The organism is Brasilonema octagenarum UFV-OR1 (assembly GCF_963888615.1).
In the GTDB taxonomy this organism is placed as follows: domain Bacteria; phylum Cyanobacteriota; class Cyanobacteriia; order Cyanobacteriales; family Nostocaceae; genus Brasilonema; species Brasilonema sennae.
Genome location: NZ_CAWPKW010000282.1, coordinates 1 through 22,930 on the forward strand (window position 1 = coordinate 1; position 22,930 = coordinate 22,930).

The 22,930-nt window shown below is 41.9% G+C and carries 26 protein-coding genes; 14 read left to right on the forward strand and 12 right to left on the reverse strand.

Annotated features, from left to right (window positions below; translation table 11 throughout):
- Positions 1 to 2: 2 nt before the first annotated feature.
- Positions 3 to 1,382, reverse strand: coding sequence for a tetratricopeptide repeat protein (locus AC5590_RS24155; protein ID WP_169265923.1), 1,380 nt, complete (start codon positions 1,380 to 1,382; stop codon positions 3 to 5).
- 48 nt (positions 1,383 to 1,430) lie between these two features.
- Entirely contained in the window at positions 1,431 to 2,615 is a 1,185-nt protein-coding gene (gene hemW / locus AC5590_RS24160) for a radical SAM family heme chaperone HemW (protein ID WP_169265924.1), read from the reverse strand.
- A gap of 251 nt (positions 2,616 to 2,866) precedes the next feature.
- Between hemW and AC5590_RS24165 the strand changes: the two genes are divergently transcribed.
- The gene (locus AC5590_RS24165) at positions 2,867 to 3,943 is read left to right on the forward strand and encodes a PIN/TRAM domain-containing protein (RefSeq protein ID WP_169265925.1); all 1,077 of its coding nucleotides are present in this window, start codon (positions 2,867 to 2,869) and stop codon (positions 3,941 to 3,943) included.
- A gap of 5 nt (positions 3,944 to 3,948) precedes the next feature.
- Positions 3,949 to 4,134 (forward strand): DUF8622 domain-containing protein, encoded by a 186-nt coding sequence (locus AC5590_RS24170; RefSeq protein WP_169265926.1) that lies wholly within the window; start codon positions 3,949 to 3,951, stop codon positions 4,132 to 4,134.
- 95 nt (positions 4,135 to 4,229) lie between these two features.
- Here AC5590_RS24170 and gloA2 read toward each other — a convergent pair whose 3' ends face one another.
- Together gloA2 and AC5590_RS24180 are read right to left on the reverse strand one after the other, a co-directional pair.
- Entirely contained in the window at positions 4,230 to 4,616 is a 387-nt protein-coding gene (gene gloA2, locus AC5590_RS24175) for an SMU1112c/YaeR family gloxylase I-like metalloprotein (protein WP_169265955.1), read from the reverse strand.
- A 129-nt stretch (positions 4,617 to 4,745) separates the two neighbouring features.
- Positions 4,746 to 5,993 (reverse strand): vWA domain-containing protein, encoded by a 1,248-nt coding sequence (locus AC5590_RS24180; RefSeq protein WP_169265927.1) that lies wholly within the window; start codon positions 5,991 to 5,993, stop codon positions 4,746 to 4,748.
- A gap of 274 nt (positions 5,994 to 6,267) precedes the next feature.
- On the opposite strand from AC5590_RS24180, the gene AC5590_RS24185 reads away from it, so the two are divergent.
- From AC5590_RS24185 to AC5590_RS24200, 4 genes are all read left to right on the forward strand, one after another.
- The gene (locus AC5590_RS24185) at positions 6,268 to 6,966 is read left to right on the forward strand and encodes an ATP-dependent Clp protease proteolytic subunit (protein ID WP_169265928.1); all 699 of its coding nucleotides are present in this window, start codon (positions 6,268 to 6,270) and stop codon (positions 6,964 to 6,966) included.
- Between the two features lie 32 nt (positions 6,967 to 6,998).
- Positions 6,999 to 7,589 carry an ATP-dependent Clp protease proteolytic subunit gene (locus AC5590_RS24190; RefSeq protein ID WP_169265929.1) on the forward strand — a complete coding sequence of 197 codons (591 nt, stop codon included), beginning with the start codon at positions 6,999 to 7,001 and terminating at the stop codon, positions 7,587 to 7,589.
- A gap of 234 nt (positions 7,590 to 7,823) precedes the next feature.
- Positions 7,824 to 8,435: a J domain-containing protein gene (locus tag AC5590_RS24195; protein WP_169265930.1), complete on the forward strand. Its 612-nt coding sequence runs from the start codon at positions 7,824 to 7,826 to the stop codon at positions 8,433 to 8,435.
- 177 nt (positions 8,436 to 8,612) lie between these two features.
- The gene (locus tag AC5590_RS24200) at positions 8,613 to 8,867 is read left to right on the forward strand and encodes a MoaD/ThiS family protein (protein ID WP_169265931.1); all 255 of its coding nucleotides are present in this window, start codon (positions 8,613 to 8,615) and stop codon (positions 8,865 to 8,867) included.
- Between the two features lie 6 nt (positions 8,868 to 8,873).
- Here the strand turns inward: AC5590_RS24200 and AC5590_RS24205 are convergent, their stop codons facing one another.
- The 3 genes from AC5590_RS24205 to AC5590_RS24215 all read right to left on the reverse strand — a co-directional run bounded on the left by AC5590_RS24205 (position 8,874) and on the right by AC5590_RS24215 (position 10,735).
- Positions 8,874 to 9,404: a hypothetical protein gene (locus AC5590_RS24205; RefSeq protein ID WP_169265932.1), complete on the reverse strand. Its 531-nt coding sequence runs from the start codon at positions 9,402 to 9,404 to the stop codon at positions 8,874 to 8,876.
- Positions 9,405 to 9,573: 169 nt separating this feature from the next.
- A complete protein-coding gene (locus tag AC5590_RS24210; protein ID WP_169265933.1) occupies positions 9,574 to 9,822 on the reverse strand; it encodes a hypothetical protein in 249 nt (82 codons plus the stop codon).
- 355 nt (positions 9,823 to 10,177) lie between these two features.
- Positions 10,178 to 10,735, reverse strand: a complete 558-nt coding sequence (locus AC5590_RS24215) for a helix-turn-helix domain-containing protein (protein ID WP_169265934.1) — start codon at positions 10,733 to 10,735, stop codon at positions 10,178 to 10,180.
- Positions 10,736 to 11,426: 691 nt separating this feature from the next.
- Here AC5590_RS24215 and thrC point away from each other — a divergent pair.
- The 3 genes from thrC to AC5590_RS24230 all read left to right on the forward strand — a co-directional run bounded on the left by thrC (position 11,427) and on the right by AC5590_RS24230 (position 14,050).
- Positions 11,427 to 12,731, forward strand: coding sequence for a threonine synthase (gene thrC, locus AC5590_RS24220; RefSeq protein ID WP_169265956.1), 1,305 nt, complete (start codon positions 11,427 to 11,429; stop codon positions 12,729 to 12,731).
- Positions 12,732 to 12,813: 82 nt separating this feature from the next.
- Positions 12,814 to 13,089, forward strand: a complete 276-nt coding sequence (locus AC5590_RS24225; protein WP_169265935.1) for a MoaD/ThiS family protein — start codon at positions 12,814 to 12,816, stop codon at positions 13,087 to 13,089.
- A gap of 220 nt (positions 13,090 to 13,309) precedes the next feature.
- The gene (locus AC5590_RS24230; protein WP_169265936.1) at positions 13,310 to 14,050 is read left to right on the forward strand and encodes a DUF2996 domain-containing protein; all 741 of its coding nucleotides are present in this window, start codon (positions 13,310 to 13,312) and stop codon (positions 14,048 to 14,050) included.
- Here the strand turns inward: AC5590_RS24230 and AC5590_RS24235 are convergent.
- Positions 14,047 to 14,556, reverse strand: a complete 510-nt coding sequence (locus AC5590_RS24235) for a TM2 domain-containing protein (RefSeq protein WP_169265937.1) — start codon at positions 14,554 to 14,556, stop codon at positions 14,047 to 14,049. The two genes, AC5590_RS24230 and AC5590_RS24235, sit on opposite strands and share 4 nt — an antisense overlap.
- A 610-nt stretch (positions 14,557 to 15,166) precedes the next feature.
- On the opposite strand from AC5590_RS24235, the gene acsF reads away from it, so the two are divergent.
- Positions 15,167 to 16,243 carry a magnesium-protoporphyrin IX monomethyl ester (oxidative) cyclase gene (acsF, locus tag AC5590_RS24240; RefSeq protein ID WP_169265938.1) on the forward strand — a complete coding sequence of 359 codons (1,077 nt, stop codon included), beginning with the start codon at positions 15,167 to 15,169 and terminating at the stop codon, positions 16,241 to 16,243.
- A gap of 80 nt (positions 16,244 to 16,323) precedes the next feature.
- Positions 16,324 to 17,013 (forward strand): hypothetical protein, encoded by a 690-nt coding sequence (locus tag AC5590_RS24245; RefSeq protein ID WP_169265939.1) that lies wholly within the window; start codon positions 16,324 to 16,326, stop codon positions 17,011 to 17,013.
- On the opposite strand, the gene AC5590_RS24250 is transcribed toward AC5590_RS24245, so the two are convergent.
- Positions 16,984 to 17,583: a response regulator gene (locus AC5590_RS24250; RefSeq protein ID WP_498824032.1), complete on the reverse strand. Its 600-nt coding sequence runs from the start codon at positions 17,581 to 17,583 to the stop codon at positions 16,984 to 16,986. The genes AC5590_RS24245 and AC5590_RS24250 overlap by 30 nt on opposite strands.
- Positions 17,584 to 18,032: 449 nt before the next feature.
- On the opposite strand from AC5590_RS24250, the gene AC5590_RS24255 reads away from it, so the two are divergent.
- Positions 18,033 to 18,347 (forward strand): BMC domain-containing protein, encoded by a 315-nt coding sequence (locus tag AC5590_RS24255; RefSeq protein WP_169153698.1) that lies wholly within the window; start codon positions 18,033 to 18,035, stop codon positions 18,345 to 18,347.
- 13 nt (positions 18,348 to 18,360) lie between these two features.
- Here the strand turns inward: AC5590_RS24255 and AC5590_RS24260 are convergent, their stop codons facing one another.
- On the reverse strand, positions 18,361 to 19,404 hold the full coding sequence (locus AC5590_RS24260; RefSeq protein WP_169265941.1) for a S66 peptidase family protein: 1,044 nt from the start codon (positions 19,402 to 19,404) through the stop codon (positions 18,361 to 18,363).
- A 439-nt stretch (positions 19,405 to 19,843) separates the two neighbouring features.
- Between AC5590_RS24260 and AC5590_RS24265 the strand changes: the two genes are divergently transcribed.
- Positions 19,844 to 20,239 carry a hypothetical protein gene (locus AC5590_RS24265; protein ID WP_169265942.1) on the forward strand — a complete coding sequence of 132 codons (396 nt, stop codon included), beginning with the start codon at positions 19,844 to 19,846 and terminating at the stop codon, positions 20,237 to 20,239.
- A gap of 13 nt (positions 20,240 to 20,252) precedes the next feature.
- Positions 20,253 to 20,561 (forward strand): antibiotic biosynthesis monooxygenase family protein, encoded by a 309-nt coding sequence (locus AC5590_RS24270; RefSeq protein ID WP_169265943.1) that lies wholly within the window; start codon positions 20,253 to 20,255, stop codon positions 20,559 to 20,561.
- Between the two features lie 7 nt (positions 20,562 to 20,568).
- Here AC5590_RS24270 and rd read toward each other — a convergent pair whose 3' ends face one another.
- Entirely contained in the window at positions 20,569 to 20,727 is a 159-nt protein-coding gene (gene rd / locus AC5590_RS24275) for a rubredoxin (protein WP_169265944.1), read from the reverse strand.
- A 117-nt stretch (positions 20,728 to 20,844) separates the two neighbouring features.
- The gene (locus AC5590_RS24280) at positions 20,845 to 22,629 is read right to left on the reverse strand and encodes a M61 family metallopeptidase (RefSeq protein ID WP_169265945.1); all 1,785 of its coding nucleotides are present in this window, start codon (positions 22,627 to 22,629) and stop codon (positions 20,845 to 20,847) included.
- Positions 22,630 to 22,930 lie beyond the last annotated feature (301 nt).

The window sequence follows — 22,930 nt, forward strand, 5'->3', positions numbered from 1 at the left end:
TTTTAACGGACTTGGTTTATTAGCCCAGAACTTGAGTTCTGGGCGTACTCAGCCGCAGATGCAAGATGTTGGTGACAATACTTCAAACCTTCCTCATAGCTTGCCAATTTACCTTCATAGCCGCGCTGGTTAAGATGGGGATTGTTTCTAGCAATTGCACTCATAAAAGCCAGCAGGGGATCACAACTCACTGAACTTCCCGCAGCAAAACCTCGGTTAATCCAAGCTTCATGTTTGTCGGGTTTGAATTCAATAGCTTTGTCGTAGGATGCGATCGCTTCTTCAATTCGCCCTAAGTTACCCAGCGCCACGCCCCGGCTGTACCAAGGTGCATCATCGTCGGGTTTGAATTCAATAGCTTTGTCGTAGGATCCGATCGCATCTTCAAATCGTCCTAAGTTAACCAGCGCATTGCCCCGGTTGTACCAAGCTTCATGTTTGTCGGGTTTGAATTCAATAGCTTTGTCGTAGGATGCGATTGCATCAGAAAATCGCCCTAACTCAGAAAGCGCATTGCCCCGGTTGTTCCAAGCTTCATGATAATCGGGTTTGAATTCAACGGCTTTGTCGTAGGATGCGATCGCATCTTCAAAGTGCCCTAAGTTAAACAGCGCCACGCCCCGGTTGTTCCAAGCTGCATTGTCGTCGGGTTTGAATTCAATTGCTTTGTTGTAGGATGTGATCGCCTCTTCCATTCGCCATAAGTTACGAAGCGCCAACCCCCGGTTGTCCCAAGCTTCATGTTTGTCAGGTTTGAATTCAACGGCTTTGTCAAAGGATGCGATCGCTTCTTCAAATCGCCCTAAGTTAAAAAGCGCCCCGCCCCGGTTGTTCCAAGCTTCATGGTAGTCGAGTTTGAATTCAACGGCTTTGTCGTAGGATGCGATCGCACCTTCAAAATCCCCAGCATCAAATTGCTCATTACCTCTGTCAAACCAAGCTTCTGCTTCTCCCTCCTCTCTTGCCTCTGCGCTCTTGGCGTCTTGGCGGTTCGTTTCTCCTCCCCTCCCCAACAACCGCCTCCCAATCTCACCCGCCACCTCACCCACTTCCCCAACACTCAACTCTCTCAACCGCACCATACGCTCAGCTAACTCTGTATTCTCAGCACTTGATACCAACAATCTTTCCCCAAAGCGCCGCAACCACTCCACCAAAGCAGCCTGAGTGATATTCTTTGCATCCAAAAAACCTTTTACCCGTCCGCGACTCCAGCCCTCATTCACACCCGCCAACAGTTGAAGGAACAACGTTTCATACTCAGCATCTGTCGGCTGTCTGCGTGATTCTACCTTCGTCTGTTCCCCCGTCTGAGGAGATTGCTTACTGCCAAATAACCGCTGAAAAAACCTTTTGAGCCACTGCCAAAGTCGCCTGAGCATCTGCCGCACTTGTGTATCGCATTTATCTTGTATTCTAGCAATTTCACTTTATTCGCCCAACTCCTTAAACAACTTCGCCAACACCACATTAGAGAATAAAAATCCCTCGGGATCAGTCAACCGCAACCTTTGTTGCACAACTTCCACCCAACCTTTATCAAAGTATGGTTGCAAACACTCGTGAATCTTCTCTACCTTCTCTTCCCCAAACTGTTCCGCCAAAACTGTCAAACTCACACCTTCTGCCAAACGCAACCCCAACATTAAAGTTTCTAATAAAACTTCATCTGGTGATGTGACTTCACAATCAATCACACCGCCATCTTGCACCCACTGATAATACTCCTTCGTTTTACGCGGACGGGTGAAGCGTTTTGCTTCTACGTAACTTGCAGCACCCATACCAAAGCCATAATACGGGCGATTTTCCCAATAAACTCGATTATGGCGACATTGATGTCCCGGCTGTGCATAATTGGAAATTTCATAATGGTTGTAACCTGCACCAGTCAAAATTTTCTGTGCCATGCGGTACATTTTGACTGTAGTTTCATCAGTTGGTAAAGGTTGATCCCCGGCTTTGTAGTAACGACCAAAAGCTGTTCCAGGCTCAATCGTAAGGTCGTATATTGATATATGCGTGGGTGCTATCGCAACCGCTTTTTCTAAAGACTCCTGCCACCTATCTAAAGTCTGATGCGGTAAACCCGAAATTAAGTCTATACTGAATTCGGGAATCATCACCTGCCGAATTAAGTCTACAGCTGCGAATATATCAGAGACGGAGTGCGATCGCCCACAAGCTTGCAATAAGTCTTCTTGAAACGCTTGTACACCTAAACTTATCCGATTTACGCCTGCACTGCGGTAGCCTTGTAAGTGTACCAAATCAAAGGTACCTGGGTCCATTTCCATCGAAATTTCTGCCCCAGCAGATACACCAAACCGATTGTCAAGCGCTTCCAATATCCGTCCTAACTGTTCTGTAGACAAAAGAGAAGGAGTTCCACCGCCAAAGAAAATTGTTATCAATGGTTGAGCTAGGGCAGGCGTGATGGCAATTTCTTGACATAGCACATTAACATATTGGGAGATAGTGCCAGATGTTTCACCTCGCAAACGCTCCCCCACAACGGATACAGGGAAATCACAGTAAAAACATCGCCTTCTACAAAAGGGAATATGAATGTAAGCAGAACTGGGAATGCTAGAAGTGGAAACTTTTTGAATCATCTTAATAAAGATTTAAATTGTGTTTGACACAATGACGAATTTACCCAAATTATGTCATTTATATTTTTTTATCGTTTTACAACAAAAAGATTAAAAAGATAAAGCATAAAAGTCTTTGGTTATAATGATTGCAGATGTTGTCATACTAAGCGCTTAGTATGACTGTAAATGCTTAGAAATTTCCACAACCGAGGAAACAAAAAATACTTGAGTTTTTCAATTAACTACAGTTGCAGGAAAGCCATACAACAATGTTTGATGCCATCATTATTTTCTCATTCATCCTAGCAGCGGCGGGCGTAGGTTACTACAGCACGGATCTGTTACCTGCTGCGGCACTCTCCAAAGTTTCTAACATGGAAGCTTTACGCCTGGTTGTCGCTATTTTTGCCGCCATATTTGGGGGTGCATTTGGATTAAGTTTCCAAACAGCATATCGTCGCTTGGAGGCTAAAGTCCGAGAACTACCACTTGAAGTTATTTTAACTCGTGCCATTGGATTAGTCATTGGACTGTTGATAGCAAACTTAATGCTTGCGCCTCTGTTTTTGCTACCAATTCCAGCAGATTTTAGTTTTATAAAACCGCTGGTTGCTGTTGTTGGTAGTATCATACTGTCCTACACTGGTATGAATTTAGCAGATAGCCACGGACGTGGATTATTAAGGTTGATTAATCCCAGTACTGTGGAAACAATGGTTGTGGAGGGAACTCTCAAACCTGCCAACACTAAAGTTGTAGATACCAGTTGTATTATTGATGGTCGCATTGAAACACTGCTAGAAACTGGATTTTTAGAAGGACAAATTATCGTGCCGCAGTTTGTCTTGCAAGAATTGCAACAAGTAGCAGATGCAAACAAAGATCTAAAGCGAGTACGCGGAAGACGAGGACTAGAAATTCTCAACAGAGTTCGGGCAGCATATCCTGAACGTATCCTGATCAACTCAATTGATTATGAGGATATTACCACAGTTGATGCTAAGCTAGTGCGTTTTGCTCAAGAAATCAACGCTACACTGCTAACCAATGACTACAACTTATCCAAAGTTGCTAGCGTCCAAAAAGTACCTGTATTGAATGTTAACGATTTGGTGAACGCAGTGCGTCCTACCTATCTACCTGGTGACAACATTGACCTTAAGATTCTCAAAGAAGGTAAAGAACCCAGTCAAGGCATTGGCTATTTAAATGATGGCACAATGGTTGTCGTTGAGGAAGGTAGCAATTATGTAGGAAACGAACTCCGAGTCGTTGTTACAAGTGCTTTACAGACTTCCGCAGGAAGAATGATTTTCGCTAAGCCCCAAGCTTCAGCATTAGCATGAAGGCAATGGCACGTCCAGTTCGAGTTAAACTTTGTGCTCGGTGCAGCTTGGCTGCACCGACTCTTTATCGGGTAAAGTGTGAAGTAGATGGAGATTGGATTTTTGTTTGTCCTGAATGTTGGCAACACGTGAGTCAGGATAATCCGTTTTATGTTTATGGCGGAACGTGGAAGGCAAAGAAAAAGCATTAGTAGAGCAGGGAACAGGGAACGCTTAACAGGGAACGCTTAACAGGGAACAGGGAGGGGAATTCCGTGGAATTGCGTTAAAAATCGCTCAAATTCCCTTACCGCTCATAAATCTCAAGAGGTAGATTATCTGGATCTTTAAAAAAAGTAAATTTTTTACCAGTTATTTCATCGATCCTAATATCTTCCACCTCTACCCCTTTCAATTCTAAATAACTAACCGTTTGCTCGATATCATCAACCTCAAAAGCCAGATGCCTTAAACCACATGCCTCTGGATTACTGCTTCTTTCTGGAGGATTAGGGAAAGAAAATAACTCGATTTGATGATTTTCTCCTACCTTTAAATCTAATTTATAAGAATTTCTCTGAGCACGGTATGTTTCATTAATAATAGGGAAACCTAAAATTTCTGTATAAAACTTCTTAGAGCGATCATAATCAGAACAAATAACAGCTATATGATGAATCCTTGTAATTCTCATTCTTTTGTTTTCTCTTTCTCTGCTTTCTGGTGCGTCCACCGCGAACGAGTGCGGGAGGAACATCCACACCGCAAATTCGCTCTCTGCGGTTCATTTCTCCTAAAGGCAGGCTTTTGCCTGCCCGACAAACTAAGAATCCTGCAAAATAGTCTTGGACACAATTCTAGTTTTCTTGCGATCGCTCTCCGATAACTCTTCACCAGCTTGTAGGCGAGTGGCAGAAGTTTGCAACACCGTTGCTGCACTTTTATCGCCCATTTGCAGGGCAGTTTTGGCAGCAGTTTGCAACATTGTTGCTGCACCAGCGCGATCGCCCTGTTGCAATTTTGCTTCTGCTAGTTGTGTTTGCCGATATTTGGCTAACGCCAAAATATGTTGCTGCACTTGAGGAGTCGCTGAAGGTTGGTAGCCTTGTACCACATTCGCTTCAACTGGGATGTTTTCTGAAAGTAACCCTGTTTTATTTTGGGCTGGATCATCGTAGCGGACTTGCAACCTGGCGATCGTCTGTCTACCTTGTGGCAAATGTCCCAAGTAAATATTTGCCAAAACGATCCGTTCCACATCTTTCATCAAATCTCCCAAGCGCACAGCAAGACGTCCATCCGCTTCTGGTTGCACTGGCAATTCTATGGTGTCTGGGGAAACTTGGGCAATAGGTTTTAGTTCTGCAAAGCGTACATTAGGTACCAGAGAAAATAGTAAATAAGCATTCGTCAATCCTACTGTTTGAATACGGTTGAAAAGGCGACTAAACTCATCTATTGCTTGATCGGGTTGCTGAATGTAGGACAAAGTCCCACTTGCAGCATCAGCGATTTTTTCCAGAACATCCTGGTTCCAATTATCGCCAAATCCTAAAGTATTCAAAGTTAAGTTATAGCTAGCAGCCAACTGTGCAAATTTCAGACAGCGGTTATTGTCACCGTGTTCATTTTCACCGTCAGTTAAAAGAAAAAGTTGAGAAATTGTTTCTTTTTTTCCTTTAGCCAATTCCTCAATACCTAAGCGTAAACCTTCATCAATAGCAGTTCCACCATCGGCAGAAAGGCGATTAATTTGCTGTTTAATTCGCTCTGGGTTTTCAATAATTTGATTAGGGATTAAAACATTGGCACGGTGATCAAAAACAACAATGCTGAGGCGATCGCCAGGATTCAGTCTGTCAACAAGACGAATCGCTGCTTTTTTGACAGTTTCTAAAGGTCGCCCATTCATGGAACCACTATGGTCGAGAACTAGGCATAAATTCAGTGGAACATTGCGATCCAGATCTTGTGCGATCGCAGAAATGGAAATTGCCAACTGACGTTGACTGTTGGTTTGACTGGCATCCAAGTTGCCATCATTGAGAGCAGGCTGTAAGTTAACCTTCATAACCCCCCAAGATTCCTAAACTGACCATACATATTTATAAATAACTTCAAAGTACAGTATTAGCACTTCGGAAAACTTATCCAACAAAAACTTTAAATAATTTTCCCAATAAACTAGGCGAGCAAATAAGCTAATAAAATACTTTTTGTACTTTCCTTTATACCCTAACTTCTTTGGAACCTTATACCCTAGAGAGAAATCCACACCTGCAAGCGAGCAAGCATAGCGCTAGGATGTACTACAGTTAATGGTATGAATTTAGGCAACAGTTGCTATGGAAAATTCCATCATCAAGGCTGTGCAAGCGGCTTACGGCGGCGACAGCTTCTACCGAACACCGCCGCCAGATTTACCTTCTCTAATGTTAAAAGAACGTATCATATACTTGGGCTTGCCCTTGGTTTCACCAGATGAGTATAAGCAGCAACTGGGAGTAGACGTAACAGAACTTATTATTGCTCAGCTTCTGTACCTACAGTATGAAGATCCAGATAAGCCCATTTCTATCTACATCAACTCCACGGGCACTTCTTGGTACACTGGTGATGCCATAGGATCTGAAACAGAAGCTTTTGCCATCTGTGATACCATTAAATACATCAAGCCACCAGTCAATACGATCTGTCTGGGTTTTGCTATGGGTACAGCGGCGATGATTCTCTCTTCTGGAACGAAGGGACACCGTGCTAGTTTACCGAATGCGTCGATTGTTCTGCACCAAGCGAAACGTGGTACTGGCTACGCTCAAGCGACAGACATTCAAATCCAAGCACAAGAAGTGCTAAAAAACAAGCAAATGATCCTGGATATTCTCTCACGGAATACAGGGCAGCCTACGGAGAGAATTGCCAAAGATTTAGATCGCAAATTGTACATGACACCCCAACAAGCCAAAGAATACGGCTTGATTGACCGGGTTCTAGAAAGTACCAAAGAACTTCCTCAAGCATTGGCTGCTGCTGTTCCTCGTTAAATCTTATTATTCGTTAAAAACAAGAGAATCTTATGCCGATTGGTATTCCTAGAGTCCCTTTTCGCTTTCCTGGGGAACCTTATACCCAGTGGATTAATCTTTACGAACGCCTTGCTTTGGAGCGCATCATTTTCCTGAGTGGAGAAGTGAGCGACGGTATGGCTAATGCCATCATTGCCAGATTACTCTACATGGATTCCGAAGACCCAAGCAAGGATATTAGTATCTACATCAACTCCCCTGGAGGTTCGGTGACAGCAGGTCTTGCCATTTATGACACTATGATGCACATTAAAGCAAATGTGGTCACAATTTGTGTCGGGATGGCAGCTTCTATGGGTTCGTTCCTGCTAGCAGCTGGCACCAAAGGCAAACGTTTGGCTTTGCCTAATACCCGAATTCTGATTCACCAACCTCTAGGCGGTGCTCAAGGGCAAGCCACCGATATTGAGATTGAAGCTAGGGAGATTCTGAGAATGCGGCAGCAGCTTAATGAAATGCTAGCTGCTCGCACAAGTCAACCCATAGAAAAAATTCAAAAAGACACAGACCGTGATTTTTGGATGTCTGCTCAAGAAGCAAAGGAATACGGTTTGATTGACCGTGTGATTGAAGAACGTTAGTCGTGAAGTCCGGATGAGGAGGCAGAGCGCCATGAGTCGGTTCCTCGACTCATGGCGGCTGCTGTGGGGATGACGAAGATAAGCGAGAAAAATCTTCTCCACTCCCCCCTTCTAGGCATGGCAGGGTGTCAAAAAACTGTGAAGTACGAACTTTAAATTAGAATTGAAGTCTTTATGATTTAAACTTTAGGCATTAAGCTGATAGCCGACACTCGCCATTGCTAATAACTCAAGATGGATCTTGAAGATTGCTACCGTTTATTAGGTTTAAGGTCAGGAGCCTCTTTCGCCGACATCAAAGCGTCTTATCGCCGATTGGCGCAACAGTATCATCCTGATATCAATCCAGATGACACAAAAGCAAAAGAAAAGTTTATTGCCGTGACTGAGGCATACAAGCTACTGTTGCATAAAATTCCGCAACAAGAGACAGCACAGCCTTCTAATAAATCACCAGTCGTCGAAAATCAGCCAACACGAGCAACGCGTCCTCAAACAGCAACGAAGGAAAAGTTAAAAGAGAAAGCGAAGCCGCCCAGTTTTTCGGAAATAGAACAGCGGTTGAAGTGGAGGACTTACGAGCAGTTACAGCAGTTTTTGAAAGAAAAACGCTTCCCACAAGCAATATCCTTAGCGGAAGCCTTAGCACAACGTTTACCAGAAGATGCAGAAGTGCGTCAGTGGCAAGCTATTTCTTATCAAATTTGGGGGCGATCGCTGATTGCAGAAAAACAGCCTCTCAAAGCAAGAATTTACCTCAAAAAAGCCCTAAAAACAGACCCTTATAATAAGTCTTTATGGGATGAGGTACAGCGTGATTTCCAGATGTTAGAAAATATGTTTTGAGGTTCTTTAACAGTTATCAGTTATCAGTTACCAGTTATCAGTTTTACTGTTCCCTACTCACTGTTAACTGTTTACTGTTCACTGTTCACTGATTGAATGATTGTTTGTATACTAGTTTTTTGCTCAAGTTGTTAGCTAGGGAAAGATAATTACCCTAGCGATTTATATTCTATTTTTATGTCTGAAATTACCGTTACCGTTAAATTGTTTGCTGCTTACCAAGAAGCTTACGGAGTTCCTGAACTGGTACTGGAATTTCCTGAGGATACACCAGTTGCTGTGGTGCGCGATCGCCTGCTGAGTGAACATCCTGAACTAACTCAATTGCGGGATTTTACCCGCTTTGGCGTGAATTTGCAATTTGTTGAACCAGATAGCATCTTGCAAGACGGCGATGAGGTGGTGTTAATTCCACCAGTGAGTGGCGGGTAAGGAACTCTACTCCCAGCTATAATTAGCAACTTTGCCTAAAAACAAAACTGTTCCTATAATATTCGCGACAAGGGTAAAACCATCGTTGACTGAGTCCAAGGCACGTCCGATAATTTTTTTGTTATGCGGTGGAGTTTGTGGTTGAATAACTGCAAAGTCTTCCTTAGATAACAAAGTATTTACAGATTGGGGCTTCTGTGCAATTCCCTGTTCATAATTTTCTGGATTGTCTTGCTCATGTTGGGTTTGGGACAACGTAGAAAATATCTTGCCTGTTTGCTCAAGCTGATCTACAAGTTGAGTGACTAAAGCTTGACTATCTTCATCAAGGTTTGCTAGATTCGCCTCATTAATAACAACTTCTGGCTTAGAATCTCCTATGAGGTTATAAAAATTTTTCTCCTCTTTTTTATCCTCAGCTTTGTGGCAGTTTGTCGGCGGTACTCCCAAGACTTCTATTTCAAAATTGATAGGCACCTTTAACATCATAGAGACATTAAGTTTGCGTTTTTGTGTGGAATCGGGGAGTGTAGACATAAGTTGTAATAAATTCTAGAGTTTGTGTATTTATAATTTTGGGATAAGAAAGTAGGTGATCAGTTTCCTGATCACCTTTTTCTAGGTAGTAAAAAAACTATCTAGAATAAACAATGCAAAACCAAGAATTAACGACTTAACGTCAAGTAATTGACTATTAAGGTTATGATTATGCTTGGGTCTGTGAAGCCGGCAGCTGCTGTTTGTTATATCCATTTTGAGGAACACAAACAGGTGGAGTCGCCGTTACTTCTGATTGAAGGTAGATATCTGGTTCGAGATAGACACGTACTTTCTCCTTCACAGCCTCAACAGCTTTAATTGCCAGTGTAGGTTCGATGAAAATTGGAATGTTCAGTTTAATGGGAACAGTGAATTCGCAGGCGTTAGGGTAGTATTCGGGGTTGTATGTAGACATAAATTGCTCGTTACTCCTTAAAGAATGGATTATTTTTTAATCCTTTGATTGTTTCCTTATACAAATAGTATCCTTTCAAATATCGATTGGTAATTAACTATTTTTAGGTCTCAAGACAAGTGCTAATTAATTATTTTTAGATAGTCATAATTTTGCTAGTTTCAAAAACTATCGTTTTTTAGTATGCAGAAATGCTTAATATGAAAAACTTATATAAAAAAGCAGGAGTAAGCGATCGCTTACTCCTGCTTTTTATTCACAACTTAATAAATCTACAAATAAGCGTGCTTGATAATTGAGGAAATACAGGAACGTAAGCTAAACAAGCCTCGTGCTAACAGAATATAAGACTTATTTAACTAGCAATACCTTCTAATGGTTGCAGTGCTTTGTTATGACTGACTTTACAACGCTGTGCTTCTCTCCAAGCATGGGGAGTATTTTTATGGTAATTGCGAAACTGAGAGTAAAAATGATTGATATTTTGATAGCCTACTTGTAAAGCAATCTGATTAACGGAGTCGTTAGTTGATAAAAGTAAGGTGCATGCTTGGGTTATCCGACGCTCAATAATCCAATCATTGACGGTTTTTCCAGTAATATTTCGTACCAAGTTGGTTAAGTAAGCTGAGGAATAACCAACCGCTTGAGCGACTTCTTTTAGGCTAATACTTTGATGATAATTCAATTCGATAAACTCGAAGACGTCACGCAGTCGGGGAATAGATGGAAATATAAACTGAGGAGTATTTGATCTTTGACTTGACTCAGTTGTAGACAATTTCTCTTGTACTAGCTGAATACGAACAAGATTATTTTCTGTGCCAATCACCTCAAACCCTGCTGTCTCCAAGCATTTTACTAAGAGGTTTTTAGTTTCCTGATTCTCATTTATCAGTAAAAAATTAGTCATTTTTTATCCTAGTATTTAATAGAGTTTTCACGTGATAAGATTGCATCACCTGTAACGACCTTGTATCTGAAGTTATAAAGTTAAGAAGAAATTATTAAGTGAGCAGTCTAATTTTTGTCACCAGTTATGTATCAGCAAAGTACTTAAGGCTTTGCTTTAACTGTCGCAACAGGCTAGATATAAGTGTGTTATTACATACTTATACGGCGTGTTTTCTTTCAATCCTTATGGATTTGAAAAAATGCGGTGTCCTTTTCAGGAATTGAAAGTGGTATCCTTACACCCATTGGTAAGTAGCCATCTAGCTTGAGGACAACCAACTTTGTGATTGGTAGTACCAAAAAAGATTATTTCATCCCCACTTTCTATATAGATGTGAGTATCAACGACTTATGCACTTAGCTTCATCCCCATGAGCCTTTAGGCGTCCCCATACCCTACTGATTGCCTTACTGACTTTTGAATCAGGAGTTGCTGAATTCTTCTTCAATAACTATCTTTGATAGCACTTACGCAAAAATAACGTAGTTGCACCCGTTGCGACGTAAGGAAGTAATCTCACAATTTCTTTGGCAACTCTTGCGTAAGTCTTAGTTCTATTAAACCCGACAAAAAAGGTCGGGTATGTTTGACGAGCAAAAACGCTCGTGGTAACATCAATCCTAAGTTGACGGACATCCAGGGAAGACTTATGACACAGGCGACAACCACCAACACCCAAGCCACCACAGCCACTTTTAAATCCTTGAAGTGTAAGGAATGTGGCGCGGAGTATGAACTCAAGGCTCTTCATGTATGTGAGTTCTGCTTTGGTCCATTGGAAGTAACCTACGACTACAGCGCCCTACGTTCCACAGTCACCCGTCAAACAATTCAAGCCGGACCAAACTCTATCTGGCGTTATCGTAAGTTTTTACCTGTGGCTAGTGAGAACCCCATTGATGTGGGAACTGGTATGACTCCGTTGGTTCGTTCCCATCGCTTGGCACGTCGCCTTGGGTTAAATAAGCTGTATATCAAGAATGATGCCGTCAACATGCCTACCCTCAGCTTCAAAGATCGGGTAGTATCAGTTGCGCTTACCCGCGCACGGGAATTAGGTTTCACGACAGTTTCTTGCGCTAGCACTGGTAACCTAGCAAATTCTACTGCTGCGATCGCGGCACACGCTGGTTTGGACTGTTGCGTGTTCATTCCTGCTGATTTAGAAGCTGGAAAAATTTTAGGTAGCCTGATCTACAGTCCAACTCTCATGGCTGTTAAGGGCAATTACGACCAAGTCAACCGCCTCTGTTCGGAAGTCGCAAATACACATGGTTGGGGTTTTGTCAATATAAACTTGCGTCCCTACTACTCCGAAGGTTCTAAAACACTGGGCTTTGAAGTAGCAGAACAACTTGGCTGGGAGCTACCTGACCACATTGTCGCACCTTTAGCATCTGGTTCTTTATACACGAAAATTTACAAGGGTTTCCAAGAATTTGTTGAAGTTGGTTTGGTGGAAGCAAAAGATGTTAGATTTAGCGGCGCACAAGCTGAGGGATGTTCACCCATCGCTCAAGCTTATAAGGAAGAACGCGACTTTATCAAGCCAGTCAAACCCAACACCATTGCCAAATCTCTTGCAATTGGTAACCCAGCAGATGGTGTCTACGCTGTAGAACTAGCCAAGAAAACTGGTGGTCATATAGAATCAGTCACGGATAGTGAAATTATCGAAGGCATTAAGCTCTTGGCAGAAACAGAAGGTATGTTTACAGAAACCGCTGGTGGAACAACTGTTGCTGTGCTGAAAAAGTTGGCAGAAGCTGGTAAGATTAACCCAGATGAAACCACCGTGGTATATATTACCGGAAACGGCTTGAAAACCCAAGAAGCGGTACAAGGTTACATTGGCGAACCTCTAACAATCGAGGCAAAACTTGATAGCTTTGAACGAGCGCTAGAGCGTTCCCAGACACTGGATCGCCTAGAATGGCAGCAAGTTTTGGTTTAATCATTAATTATGAGTCATTTGTTCAAAGTTCTAAACTGATCACAAATGACAACTCTTAACTCACGACTCTCCCTCCGGATTTATGACTGTAAAAGTTTTAGTTCCTACTGCTCTGCAAAAATTCACCAATAACCAAGCCACCTTAGAATGTAAAGGTGACACGATCGCACAACTGTTTGACTCTTTAGAAGAAAACTGTCCTGGTATCAAGTCGCGCTTATGCGATGAAGCTGGACAACCACGGCGGTTTTTGAATCTGTACGTCAATAGTGAAGATATCCGGTTTTTGGAAGGAAAAGATACACCATTGAATGATGGTGATGAAGTAAGCATTGTCCCAGCAGTGGCTGGAGGCTAGTACAATTCAAAATTCAAAATTCAAAATTTAAAAGTCAAAAGTCAAAAGAATTATTTTGAATAAATGATTTTGGAATTTGAATGGATTTGTGGCTCTGTAGGAGCATGGCTTTGGTTACCAGAAAATGCCATCGCTATTGGGAGGCGTGGCTGTGTCAAAATGAAAGTGACTTAACCACGCTTGTGAGTTCTAATAGCAAGACAAAGGATAGAGCTGAGCAATGGCAGAAGAAACAAATCATAATGAAGCTGGGGAAGTTGCTCCCAGCACTGTAGATAAGCAGGCCCCCAGTGTCGCTGAAGAACACGCTCCCAGTACAGACTCACCCGAAGCGACAGACATTCCTTCTGCAAATGCGCCTGAACCAGCATCGGCGAACTCAGAAGCGAATCCGGATGCTGGAAAAACAACGAGTGCTGCACCCAAAGGCGAAAAGCCAGCAGAACCAGCTAAAGCCGAAGCAGAAGATAAGCCACCAGCTAAAGGTGAACCCAAAGACAAACCAGCTAAAGAACCTGGAGATAAGCCAGCAGCTAAAGGTGAAGCCGGAGAAAAACCAGCCGCCAAGGCAAAAAAAGAGAAAGCACCGGCTGTTGAGGATAAGCCATTTGCAGAGTTTATCCAGCAAGATTACTTACCAGCTGTGCAAAAGGCGATCGCCAAAGAAGGAGTGCAAGATGTAGCGCTGAATTTTGCCAAGCAAAAAATTTCCATCGTTGGTTTTGACAAGTCTGAGGAATGCTGGCAAATTATCGGTACTTGGCAGAACGGCTTACGTCAATTTAACCTGTATTTTACACAAGAAGATATTCAAGGGAAAAAGGCTTTTTCCTGCAATGAAGGTAAAAAGCCCAGTACTCTTGAGTCATTCTTAATTGATGAACGCAAAGTCACTCTTGACTTACTAGTTTATGGACTCATGCAGCGCCTGAACGGTCAAAAGTGGTTGGGTAGAAATTAATTTAGTTCGTGGAAATGGTAGGTAACGGCTCCAGTTTCGGGGTCGTTGTCTATCTTTACATAACCTGACTTCAACATTTCTCTGAAAACAGCTTCGATCTCGGCAAAAGTAGCGCCTGTTTCCATAACTGCTTGAGTAACAGTGAGTTGACCGCCCCTTCTTTGTGCAGCTTTAAGCAATTCCATCGTTAGTTTTTCCTGAGGAGAGCGGTAAAGTTGAGTAGCAACAGCTGGCTGATTCAAAGGAACACCCAATGGTGATAAACCTGCTTTTGCTCTGAGTCTCATTTCCTGTTCATCTACCATATTTGGGATAATGAACAAGTCTACAAACTGTCCGATACCAAACACACCACCAGTTAACAACCACAATACACCCGTCCCGATCTTACCGTTGTATAAACGGTGTAATCCGCCTAATCCAAAAAAAAGTCCGCCACTCAAGATGTAGGAGACAAGAAGACGTTCTTGATGGTCTTTGTTATTATTACTGTTTTCTGCTTTCATCTTGTTTTTATCCCCTCTAATTTACTCTTGTTCCCTAATTACAATTTTCCTACTTTATTTTTTTCATATCAGGATGGGCTGCCAGAGTTGTTTGAGTTTTCATATCACCACAACTGAGCAAAGCAACCGCGTTACAAGCAACGAGCGCGATTGGATAGTTCTCATTCTTAAAATAACTAAACTAAATATTTACTGGTCTATAATGTTACAGTTGCTACAAAAACAATAAGGCTCCGATATATTTACAATATGACTGGTTTATGCGTACCTTACTTCACCCAGTGGATTGATTCAACTGGATGATTTGAGTTCGCATGAGCTTCTATTACAAGCTACACATCCTTAATTAAGGATTTCCCGAAAAATTGAAGTGTTGTTGCAACTCTTAACGTATGAAGTGTCTGTTGTCGCCCTACACCTTGGTACACTTAACTAAACGAATAAAATACTGTCGTTATACCGTGCCTTGTGAGTCCAGTCCTACAGGCGGTGAGGTAGCATAAAGGGACGGTTTCCCTTGTGCCGGCTCAGGCTTTCCCGTAAGGGTAAAAGTATTACTGTTGACTTTTGCAGGCACTCAAGATAATAAGACACTCGTGGCAATCAAGACATGGTAGATTCCCTCAAAAAACCAGGCTTTGAAGAAATGCGGTCCGGGATTAAAATCCCAGCCAAAGAAACCCTACTGACACCCCGATTCTACACGACCGACTTTGATGAGATGGCAAAAATGGACATCTCACCAAACGAAGATGAGTTGAAAGCCATTCTGGAAGAGTTTCGTTGTGACTACAACCGTCATCACTTTGTTCGGGATGCCGAGTTTGAACAATCCTGGGATCATATTGACGGGGAAACTCGCCGATTGTTCGTCGAATTTCTAGAGCGTTCCTGTACGGCAGAGTTTTCTGGCTTCTTGCTGTACAAAGAACTCGGTCGTCGCTTAAAGGACAAGAGTCCTGTTTTGGCGGAATGTTTCAACCTCATGTCTCGGGATGAAGCGCGTCATGCTGGCTTCTTGAACAAAGCGCTGTCGGACTTCAATCTGGCGCTGGATTTAGGGTTTTTGACCAAGAGCCGTAATTACACCTTCTTTAAGCCAAAATTCATCTTCTACGCGACTTATCTGTCGGAAAAAATTGGTTATTGGCGGTACATCACAATTTATCGCCACTTAGAAGCACATCCAGAAGACCGGGTTTATCCGATTTTCCGCTGGTTTGAGAACTGGTGTCAGGATGAAAACCGCCACGGGGATTTCTTTGATGCGATCATGAGATCCCAGCCGCAAATGTTAAATGATTGGAAGGCGCGGTTGTGGAGTCGGTTCTTCCTGCTGTCGGTGTTTGCGACGATGTACCTTAACGACGTCCAGCGCAAAGACTTCTATGAATCAATTGGTTTAGATGCACGAGAATATGACATCTACGTGATTGAAAAGACCAATGAAACTGCGGGAAGAGTGTTCCCAGTCATACTGGATGTTGAGCATCCTGAGTTTTATCAGCGCTTAGAAGTTTGTGTGAAGAATAACGAGAAGTTGACGGCGATCGCTACCTCAAAGACTCCCAAATTCCTCCAATTCTTCCAAAAGCTGCCCTATTACATCTCCAACGCTTGGCAGATTTCGCGGTTGTATTTCCTTAAACCAATTGACGCTACTAAAATCCAAGCAACTGTTCACTAAGTTGTAAGCTTTTGCTAAAACTTAAGTGGTTCTGTATTATACAGAGCCACTTTTTTTATGAATTACAGAGGCGCAAAACAATGAGAAGGCTGTTATCAGCTTTATGCTTTGGAGTGGGTGTGAATTTGTTTGTGATCACAGCTCCTGTTTTGTGTGATACACCTTCAAAAAATGCCCAGGATTTAGATATTAGTCCAGAAATTATTAAAAATAGTCCAGTTTTGCAACGTTGGCGGCGTCAAGTACCTAACGTGTTGGAAGATATCAAGAATGACCCTAGTTTTTCTACCAAGATACGAGTGGGGTCTTCTTACTTTTCTTCTGAGAAAGCATTTGGGGTGAATATTGGTGTGGAGGACCTGTTTATTGGTCGTACTAGTTTAACAGTCAGTGGTGAATATCAAGCGGTGTTCAATGGTCAACGCCAGATTTATGGTGCGGACTTGCATTATTATCTGCGTCCTTTGGGTAGCTACATCAATATTACACCTGTGGTGGGCTATCGGCATCTGGAAATTGACAGCTACTCCACAAATGGAGTGAATCTTGGTGCAAAACTATTGTTGGTGTTGTCTCGCGGTGGTGCAGGAGATATTTCTTTAACCCAAAGTTGGGTTGGTTTGGGTACTGGAGAAGAAGTTGGTTTAACAACAATATCAGTCGGTTATGCTCTTACCTCAAGCATCCGTATATCAACAGATATTGAACAGCAAAATAGTAAACAAAATAAAGAGACTCGCTTAGGCATTGTTTTTGAGTGGCTCCCCTAAAATAGGCTTGTTTAAACCATCCATTTTATTTTTAAAGTGGTATCGATTTATAAATCCAGCAACTTTCGCTTTGTCTAACCCGTAACTCTCATTCCATTTACAGGTGCGACAATGAAACCTAATTTTGTTGAGTGATTCCCACTCGATAAAGGATAGTTGTTTATTGGTGCAGACAGGACAAAGATCGTATTGAGCAATTAAAACGAGCTTAGAAACCACTGTAATTAAATCGTCAGGGTCAAATGGTTTAACTAATCTTATGGAAAATCCTGCATCCAGAGCAAGAGCGCCTGCTTCTTCAGAGGCGTGTGCTGTCAAAGCGATTGCAGGAATCTGGCTAACTGCGGCTGCAAGGTTTCTAACTTTTTGAATCAGTGAATAGCCATCCTCATCAGGCATGGCAACATCACTAATCAGAATATTTGGCTTTAACTGCGTAATTGCTTCAAGGGCTTCCCCTGCTGATGTCACCGCAGTCACTTGAACGTTGTACTCTTCAAAAATAACCTTAATCAAATCAAGATTATCGGTATCATCATCTACCACCAGCACCCGCAACCCATCTAACAACTGTGAAGTATCCATATGCGTGAACTCTAGCCTGAATGTGCTTGCTTACGTTGGGAATCGTGATTTTACTTATTATTGCTTAACAAATCATAAGTTTTTATGAAATTTAGTGAGTTTTCTTATTATTTTGTATGAGATTGAATCAATTTATCTATCGACAGAATGATGAATATGTAAAGCTCAATGAAATTTAAGACTTTCTTAAGATTTTCGAGGTCAAGAGAATTTGAAGTTGGGAGTAAAAACTTCTAAATTCACAATTGTGAGCATTTAACTAGCGCAAGAAACCCTGTTCCCTGTTCACTGTTCCCTGTTCCCTGTTCCCTGTTCCCTGTTCCCTGTTCCCTGTTCCCTGTTCACTGTTCACTGTTCACTGTTCCCTGTTCACTGTTCACTGTGCTTTCTTGTACAATTATGATCACCAATCTTTCATTAAGGGGTGTTAAGCCATGCCAATGGCGGTTGGAGTCATAGAAACTCAGGGTTTTCCGGCTGTGCTAGCAGCAGCGGACGCAATGGTAAAAGCTGCTGCAGTTACCATTGTTTATTATGGATTAGCGGAAAGCGCTCGCATGTTAGTTGCTGTTCGGGGACACACAGCTGAGGTAGAAAGAGCAGTTGAAGCTGGTATTGAAGCTGGTAATAACCAATCTAACGGTGGTACGGTCATTACCCACTACATTGTTCCTAATCCCCCTGAAAATGTAGAAAGTATTCTGCCAATTCATTTCACTCAAAAATCAGAACCATTCCGAATAATGTGAATGGACAGGCTGATCATTCCACCGCAGGTTCTAACATCCGAATTGTCCCAGCATCAGCATCAATTTCTACCTCTAAACCAATAGGTAATGTCATATTTTCAACACCATGTCCAATCATCGCACCATACCAAGCAGGAATGCCGAGTGGTTGAATGTGATCCCACACAACTTCTTCTAAGGTGAGAGAACCATAGTCAGCGTCTGGCAAACAATCGGAACATTGTCCAAACACAAAACCTGCAAGTTTATTAAATAAACCCGCAATTTTCAAGTGAGTCATCATGCGATCAATGCGGTAAATATTTTCGCGAGTGTCTTCTAAAAATAGAATCGCACCATTCAAATCGGGTAAATAAGGAGAACCTACAATGGCGGATAAAACAGAAAGATTTCCGCCAATCAGCCGACCTTTTGCTTTACCAGAAGTAATAGTTTGTTTGCGATATTTCACCTGCATGAGACGATCAGAATCATCGCCATCTTTTTGGTTTTGAAAAGTTACAGCTTCACCGTTAAATAAAACGCGGCGAAAATAATCTGTTTGAGTCTTTTTCCAAGAGGTTAATCCGTTAGGACCATGAAATGTCACCAGATTTGTTTGAGCATTCAATCCGAGAATTAAAGCAGTTAAGTCACTGAAACCAACTAGAATCTTGGGATTTTTGCGAATGCGCTGGTAATCAAGATAAGGTAGCATCCGGCTACATCCCCATCCACCGCGAACTGGTAAAATGGCGGCGATAGAGGAATCACCAAAAAACTGATTAATATCAGCAGCACGGTCTTTATCTTTACCTGCTAAATAACCATATCGTTCAAGTAGATGCGGTCCCAGTCGCGGGACAAGTCCCAATCCCTTGACTGCATCTATGACAATATTAAGTTCTTCACGGACAAAAACTGCACTAGCAGGAGCAACAATACCCACAATAGATCCTGGCTGCAAACGCTTGGGTTTCAATAGTGGTTTACCTGCTGCTTTTGCCAACTGAAAGGGAAAGGCAAATACTGAAGGGGTAGCAGCTAAACTTAAAAGAAAATTACGGCGGTTAATCATAAAAAGTTTTTTACACTTAGAGTAACTGCCATTAAACCACCATGTAACAGCAGGTGCAAATACAAACCTCTGTTGGTACTTGGATCTCTGTTTTGACTTATGAGTTCTGGTGCATATAAACTTAGCCAAGTCATATACGTTGAGTCAAGCTGTTTGAGACTCTCTTTGTGAGTAAATATGGTCACAATATGATGCCCATGCAGCTCCAAATAAACCAGTTATAGAACCTGATATTGCTGCCAAAACACCCCATGCAAGTGGTCCAGTCCAATTGGTAATTTCCTTTAGTATTGCGCTTCAAATGTTTATGGTAGCAGTTGTCAGATGAAAAGCTCTTTATCAATAAACGGTTTGCTCATACTATCAGGTGATGTTGCCTAAAGATTTGGAGCGATATCTTAAAGATATAAATACTTAATTAACATTTGAGACTAAAACTATGAAAAAGATTATTACGGCTAGTCTAGTCGTTTTAGCCACTGCTGGTGGATTTTTACTTAACAATCAAGCAGTTGAAGCTCACTCTCGCGGTTACTATCACTTTCGCCCATATGGATACTATCCGTATTTTGGACGTCCAATAAATTCTTGCTATCCTGCCACTCAGTGGCTTGTTGACGAAGATCCTGCGTATCATCCTCAAGCTTATGCTGATGGCTACCGTCAAGGAAAACAGAGTGCAACAAGAGGAAACAACTACAAGCCGCGTACTGCTGGTGGAGAATTTAGTCGTGGTTTTGATGACGGTTATAATGGAAAGAAATTTGCTGGTCAAAAACAAGTCGTTCCTAACGAATATAAGCCATATACTACGTCAGAATGTGGTTGGTATTAAAAAACAAGATTTTATGATTCTAGAAGTTGCAATACTCAATGTTCCCAGCGGTATGGAGAACGAGTTTGAAGCCGCTTTCGCCAAAGCATCTCCTATCATTGCTTCAATGAAAGGATACATCTCGCATGAACTCCACCGCTGCATCGAAGCTCCAAACCGCTATCTGCTTCTTGTCCGGTGGCAAACCTTAGAAGACCATACTACTGGTTTTCGTGGGTCACCTCAATATGATCAATGGAAGCAGTTACTCCACCATTTCTACGACCCATTTCCCACGGTTGAGCATTTTGAAGGGGTATTGCAGTATCACTGCAGTGAATAATTGCTTATTATTTTGGAGCAAAAGAATCTTTTCCTGCTCCACACACAGGACATACCCAGTCATCTGGTATGTCTTCAAACGCTGTCCCCGGTTCTATACCACCATCTGGATCGCCTTTTTCTGGATCATATACGTAATTGCAGACAGAACATACATAGTTTTCCATCTTTCTCTCTCTCTAAATTAAGGATCTTCTTTGCCTCAATATTATATACATTGAATTCAGTTCGTAACTCGTAATTCATTGACTAATTACGAATTACGAATTATCAATGACGAATTGTTAATAAAGAGTCGTCAAAGACCCACCTAACCATCCAGCAAAGTTTTCTTTCTGTATCGTAGAAGGATTTTTTACTGGTTTTATCTGATACCTACTAACGCGAGGATACGCCAAGGTGACAGGTAAGGTACGGAGTTCATCTTGATGGAAAATAGTGATTTGAATGATATCCATTGGTCGGTAATCTTTCAGGCGATCGCCGAACCCATTGGCTGTGATACGCAAACCATCAATAGCCAGCAACTCATCTCCCGGATCAATTCCTGCAAATTGTGCGGGTGAATCTGCGTCAACAAACTTAATCAGTTCCCGTCCATTGTCACTATTAACTTTAACTCCTAGATAAGGTTCTTCACCCTTTTCCTCCACCAGTTGCAAGCCAAATGGTTCCAGGTATTCGTTGAAAGGCAAATCTTCAGTCTTATCAATGTAGGAGTTGAAGAAATCAGTCAACTCTATACCAGCAATAAACTCAATCACCGATTGCAATTGTTCTGGAGTATAACCAATTTCATCTGTGCCAAATTGATGCCACATTTTCACCATGACATCATCTAGCGATCGCTGATTTCTAGATCGTGAACGAATCAGCAAATCTAGCAACAACGACACCATTTCCCCTTTTAAATAGTAGGAATTTTGACTATTACCGCTATTGGCATCCGGACGGTAAAGTTTAATCCATGCATCAAAACTCGATTCTGCAAGAGATTGTACCTTGCGTCCTGGAGTTGTTTCATGCCGAGCAATTTCCTTACTCAAATTATTCAAGAATGACTTTGCATCATAAATTCCTGCGCGTAAGGGAATGAGCAAATCGTAGTAACTTGTTGTCCCTTCACAAAACCACAGTGACGATGTATAGTTTTCTTGGTCGTAATCAAAGACTTCTAGTGCTTTTGGGCGAATGCGCTTGACATTCCACAAGTGAAAGAACTCGTGTGCGACTAATTGCAGGAAGCGTTCATACTTGTCGCGATCGCGGAAACCTAAGCGCTGATAAATGAGTGTGCAGGAGTTTTTATGCTCCAAACCACCATAAGCTTGAGCAAATAAATGCAGCAGAAACACATATCGCTGATATGGTAACCCACCAAACATCCGTGCTTCTACTTCAATAATTTTCTCAATATCACTAATCATCTGCTGCAATTGGAAATTGCCTTTCCCCCAAATTGCCAGTTCATGGGATTTTCCCAATACCTCAAAGTGATGTAACTGATGGACACCAATTTCAAAAGGACTATCTACAAGGGTGTCAAAATCTGTAGCACTAAAAGTGTTTGTCTTGTGTGGAACTGATGGTAATGCTGTAGTGACTCGCCACTCTCTGTGTGGGGCTAAAACAGTGACTTGTATTGGTTGTCCTTCCCAAGCCCGTATTCTAAAAAACAGTGCTGCACCATTGAAATAGCCATGGCTAGAGTCCAAGTGATTTGTTCGCACTGATAGCTCATTTGCAAATATACGGTAATGTATAACAATTTCTGATACATCACTTGTTTCCACCTGCCAGTGATTTTTACTAATCTTGTGCCAGGACAAAGGCTTGTCATTAGCAAAAGCCGCAAAATCTTGTAAGTGCTTGGCATATTCCCGGACTAAGTAAGATCCAGGAGTCCACACTGGCAATTTCAAATCTAAAGTCGGCAACGAGTAGTCTACCAGACGTAAACTCACTTCAAATAAGTGCGTTTCTGGTTTGGGCATTGCCACCTGATAGTGAATTGCTGGTGCAGTTTCCTTGGTATAAATGTTAGTGCGAGGTGCAGTTGCTTCAGTCATCTTTGTTTATGAGTAAGAATTCTGAGTTATTAACTATTAGTTAATAGTTAAGAGTTAATGGTCAATAGTCAATAGTCGTAAGTAAAAAAACTTGCTTACTACTGTTGCCTCAGCACTTGAGACTTTTGTATACTTTATCGCTTCAGTAGATGAACGACCTGAAATTGATGAAATAAACCACGATTTTGCTATTGTCTACTTTTTTCTAGCATTCGTAACTGAGTTCGGAAAGTTTTTATTTCATCTTTTTTGGATTAGCTCATTATCTTAGGATTTTGACTTTAACGTCAATTCCTCAGTT

Excerpts from the sequence above, each read along its gene's own strand:
- AC5590_RS24155 (WP_169265923.1), bottom strand. The coding sequence starts at position 1,382 with ATGCTCAGGCGACTTTGGCAGTGGCTCAAAAGGTTTTTTCAGCGGTTA.
- hemW (WP_169265924.1), bottom strand. The coding sequence starts at position 2,615 with ATGATTCAAAAAGTTTCCACTTCTAGCATTCCCAGTTCTGCTTACATT.
- AC5590_RS24165 (WP_169265925.1), top strand. The coding sequence starts at position 2,867 with ATGTTTGATGCCATCATTATTTTCTCATTCATCCTAGCAGCGGCGGGC.
- AC5590_RS24170 (WP_169265926.1), top strand. The coding sequence starts at position 3,949 with ATGGCACGTCCAGTTCGAGTTAAACTTTGTGCTCGGTGCAGCTTGGCT.
- gloA2 (WP_169265955.1), bottom strand. The coding sequence starts at position 4,616 with ATGAGAATTACAAGGATTCATCATATAGCTGTTATTTGTTCTGATTAT.
- AC5590_RS24180 (WP_169265927.1), bottom strand. The coding sequence starts at position 5,993 with ATGAAGGTTAACTTACAGCCTGCTCTCAATGATGGCAACTTGGATGCC.
- AC5590_RS24185 (WP_169265928.1), top strand. The coding sequence starts at position 6,268 with ATGGAAAATTCCATCATCAAGGCTGTGCAAGCGGCTTACGGCGGCGAC.
- AC5590_RS24190 (WP_169265929.1), top strand. The coding sequence starts at position 6,999 with ATGCCGATTGGTATTCCTAGAGTCCCTTTTCGCTTTCCTGGGGAACCT.
- AC5590_RS24195 (WP_169265930.1), top strand. The coding sequence starts at position 7,824 with ATGGATCTTGAAGATTGCTACCGTTTATTAGGTTTAAGGTCAGGAGCC.
- AC5590_RS24200 (WP_169265931.1), top strand. The coding sequence starts at position 8,613 with ATGTCTGAAATTACCGTTACCGTTAAATTGTTTGCTGCTTACCAAGAA.
- AC5590_RS24205 (WP_169265932.1), bottom strand. The coding sequence starts at position 9,404 with ATGTCTACACTCCCCGATTCCACACAAAAACGCAAACTTAATGTCTCT.
- AC5590_RS24210 (WP_169265933.1), bottom strand. The coding sequence starts at position 9,822 with ATGTCTACATACAACCCCGAATACTACCCTAACGCCTGCGAATTCACT.
- AC5590_RS24215 (WP_169265934.1), bottom strand. The coding sequence starts at position 10,735 with ATGACTAATTTTTTACTGATAAATGAGAATCAGGAAACTAAAAACCTC.
- thrC (WP_169265956.1), top strand. The coding sequence starts at position 11,427 with ATGACACAGGCGACAACCACCAACACCCAAGCCACCACAGCCACTTTT.
- AC5590_RS24225 (WP_169265935.1), top strand. The coding sequence starts at position 12,814 with ATGACTGTAAAAGTTTTAGTTCCTACTGCTCTGCAAAAATTCACCAAT.
- AC5590_RS24230 (WP_169265936.1), top strand. The coding sequence starts at position 13,310 with ATGGCAGAAGAAACAAATCATAATGAAGCTGGGGAAGTTGCTCCCAGC.
- AC5590_RS24235 (WP_169265937.1), bottom strand. The coding sequence starts at position 14,556 with ATGAAAGCAGAAAACAGTAATAATAACAAAGACCATCAAGAACGTCTT.
- acsF (WP_169265938.1), top strand. The coding sequence starts at position 15,167 with ATGGTAGATTCCCTCAAAAAACCAGGCTTTGAAGAAATGCGGTCCGGG.
- AC5590_RS24245 (WP_169265939.1), top strand. The coding sequence starts at position 16,324 with ATGAGAAGGCTGTTATCAGCTTTATGCTTTGGAGTGGGTGTGAATTTG.
- AC5590_RS24255 (WP_169153698.1), top strand. The coding sequence starts at position 18,033 with ATGCCAATGGCGGTTGGAGTCATAGAAACTCAGGGTTTTCCGGCTGTG.
- AC5590_RS24260 (WP_169265941.1), bottom strand. The coding sequence starts at position 19,404 with ATGATTAACCGCCGTAATTTTCTTTTAAGTTTAGCTGCTACCCCTTCA.
- AC5590_RS24265 (WP_169265942.1), top strand. The coding sequence starts at position 19,844 with ATGAAAAAGATTATTACGGCTAGTCTAGTCGTTTTAGCCACTGCTGGT.
- AC5590_RS24270 (WP_169265943.1), top strand. The coding sequence starts at position 20,253 with ATGATTCTAGAAGTTGCAATACTCAATGTTCCCAGCGGTATGGAGAAC.
- rd (WP_169265944.1), bottom strand. The coding sequence starts at position 20,727 with ATGGAAAACTATGTATGTTCTGTCTGCAATTACGTATATGATCCAGAA.
- AC5590_RS24280 (WP_169265945.1), bottom strand. The coding sequence starts at position 22,629 with ATGACTGAAGCAACTGCACCTCGCACTAACATTTATACCAAGGAAACT.